This window comes from Candidatus Neomarinimicrobiota bacterium (genome assembly GCA_034716895.1).
Taxonomy (GTDB): Bacteria; Fidelibacterota; UBA8477; order UBA8477; family JABMPR01; genus JABMPR01.
Genome location: JAYEKW010000126.1, coordinates 1 through 2,883, shown reverse-complemented (window position 1 = coordinate 2,883; position 2,883 = coordinate 1). Strand labels below are relative to the sequence as shown.

At 47.7% G+C, this 2,883-nt stretch carries 1 protein-coding gene; it reads right to left on the bottom strand.

Features of this window, described 5'->3' with window-relative positions:
- A partial coding sequence (locus U9Q77_08220; GenBank protein ID MEA3287347.1) for an FG-GAP-like repeat-containing protein occupies positions 1-2,883 on the bottom strand: 2,883 nt, incomplete at both ends.

Here is a 2,883-nt window from a genome sequence, read left to right as displayed (position 1 = left end):
CATATCGGAGTAGTTCTGGACCAGAATATCCAGGTCACCATCACCGTCATAGTCTGCCATACTGGTACTTTGAGATGAGGCTTCAGTCAGCGTTGGGGCGCTTGTCATGATACGGGTAAAATTGCCAGCACCATCATTCTCATAGAGCATATTCTGATGATCCGTGTAATTGGCCACATAGATATCAATATCACCATCATTGTCATAATCACCTGAAGTGGCACCGTTACAGTCTTCACCATCAGATACGATGGCACCACTGGTTCGTTTCGTGAACGTGCCATCACCATTATTGGTATAGTAGGCGTTGTTCTGTCCATTATTGGCCACAAACAGATCGAGATCTTCATCATTATCAAAATCAGCCCAAACAGCGCCAATGGAATTCAAATTTTCAGTAGCCATTAAACCGGCAGAGGTGTTACGGGTTAGCGACCCCTCTCCATCATTGTCATACAGAAAATTGGTGGTGTTTGAATTGGTGATGTAGAGATCAATATCACCATCACCATCATAATCAACCCAGGAAACACCATAAGAGTTGCCGCCATCGCTGACTACAGCACCAGTAGTTACTTTATTGAAAGTCCCATCACCATTGCCGGTGTAGAGGAAATTGCCCTGACTGCCAGTATTGGCAACACAGATATCCAGATTACCATCATTGTCATAATCAGCCCAGGCAGCACCAAAAGAAGAACCACCATCTGTAACAATGCTTCCTGTAGGAATGGCAGTAAAACCACCATCTCCGTTATTGCGGAACAGGGAGTTGTTGGCATCGTAATTGGCGATAAAAAGATCCTCATCCCCATCATTGTCATAGTCACCCCAACAGGCACCGTATGCGTTGAGCGTTTCATTCACAACCGCCCCCATGGGAATACGATAGAAGCTGCCATCCCCCTCATTACGATACAGAGCATTGGCTTGTGATGAAGCATTGGTGATGTAAAGATCAAGGTCACCATCGTTGTCATAGTCAGCCCAGGCGCTGCCCACTGAATAACCACCTGATGTTACCAAATCACCTTCACTCACTGCCGAAAAAGCATCAGGAGTAGCAAAGGCACTTTGAGAATAATCACTTACCTGGTCGGCAGCGTCAACCGCTTTAATCCGGTAATAATAGGGAGTGCCGTTCTGACGACCCGTGTCATGGTAATAATTATTCGGCGGTGATCCGGAGACCGTTGTGAGCGGGGTGCTGGCCGGATCCATGATATCGCGATAGATGTGATAGCCAGCAATATCAGCTTCGGGATTGGCATCCCAGGTGAGCATGACGGCTTCATTTTCGGCGGTGGCGGTCAGATTCTGGGGATTTTTAGGTGTGGGATCCCAGCCATCTTCACTAAAAAGGGTACTGATCTCATCCTGGGATAACTGCCGGTTGTAGAGTCGAATATCGTCAAGGGTACCATTAAAGAGGTCAGCAGCAGCGGGTGTTCCATCCCAGCGGGCTCCAAAAAGCAGGGCTTGGGTACTATTGAAATCACCAGTGGGTGATGCAGCGGCACTGTCCCGGAGGACCCCATCCACATAGAGTCTGGCAAGATTGCCCCAGTCCAGGGTTTGGGTAAAGAAGTGCCATTCAAAATCAGTGTAATTGGATTGAGCCGTGGTAGTGGCATCCCAGCTCATGGTATTGGTTTGGTTGGTTCCTTCTCCAAATCCGGATTGGAGGTAACCATCGCTATCGATAGCCGAGTACCATTGGTCATAGAGAGGTTCCTGATACTTGCTGATCAAGTAGACAGAACCAGCAGCGGGTTTGCTCCAGGTTTTGAACCAGCCAGAGACGGTAAAATCACCACCATCAGGATCCAGGGAATCACTATCGGCTATTTCCATATAATCATCGGTGCCATCAAACTGATAGGCTGAATTGGCATTATCAAAGCGATCAGGTGTGGGGGTGGCACCATTGTTAACCCCATCATTCCCATTCCCAGTGGCATCATTTGATGTGTTATTGAAGGGGTACCACGCGACCAATCCATCAGGAACGATGGTTGGGGTGGCTGAGGCTTCATTGGATGCATCGCTGACGTTGCCATCTGCATCTACTGCCTTCACCACATAATAGTATGTTGTACCATTAGAGACATTATTGTCTACATAGGCTGAGGTGATGGGCTCACCGGCGGTCAGGCTGTCGTGGAGAGAATAGACAGCAGGAACGGTTCCACGGTAGACTCGGTATTTAGCCAGGTCGGCTTCATCGGTGTCGGCCCAATCCAGGATGACTTGGGTGTCACCAGAGGTGGCGTCCAGGTTTTGGGGGATTTCTACGTAGGTTGGGGCGTTTTTCACACAGCGGATAGCATGTCCATGCGTTTTGTCAGTGTTTGAGCGTGCAATTTTATCACTACTATAATGCATGTTCCGAGACCAAGCGTTGTTATCGTCAGTCGGTGTGGAAGTCCATAATCTCGAATCATCGCCATAATAACCATAACCAACAGTTGCCCTTGCACCAGTGGGTAGAGCAGTAAAACTATATTCATCTGTTCCGTTTCCCTCATTTGTCCAGCCAGTTGTAGACTTTAGCATCCTTCCCTCAACTGTCCCACGATAATATCCTGAGCCATCTGCTTCAGATTGGCTCATACCCAGGTATATTTCTAAATTTTTCCACTCATCATCGGTAGGTACATGCCACCCCACAGGTGCAATATTCCTGTAGTCGTCTACAGAATACCAATTATAGAGACTGCCATAAGTATCAGCATTCGTATCATCATTATCAAGATTACAGTAAGCACCGGTAGATAGAGCTCCCCACGCTGTGTTATCCGTAACCTTATCAATCGATTCACCATTCCTGTATTTAGTAACCTTCAAGTTCTCAGCCATCCAGGTCTGGTTGCCGATGGTGAC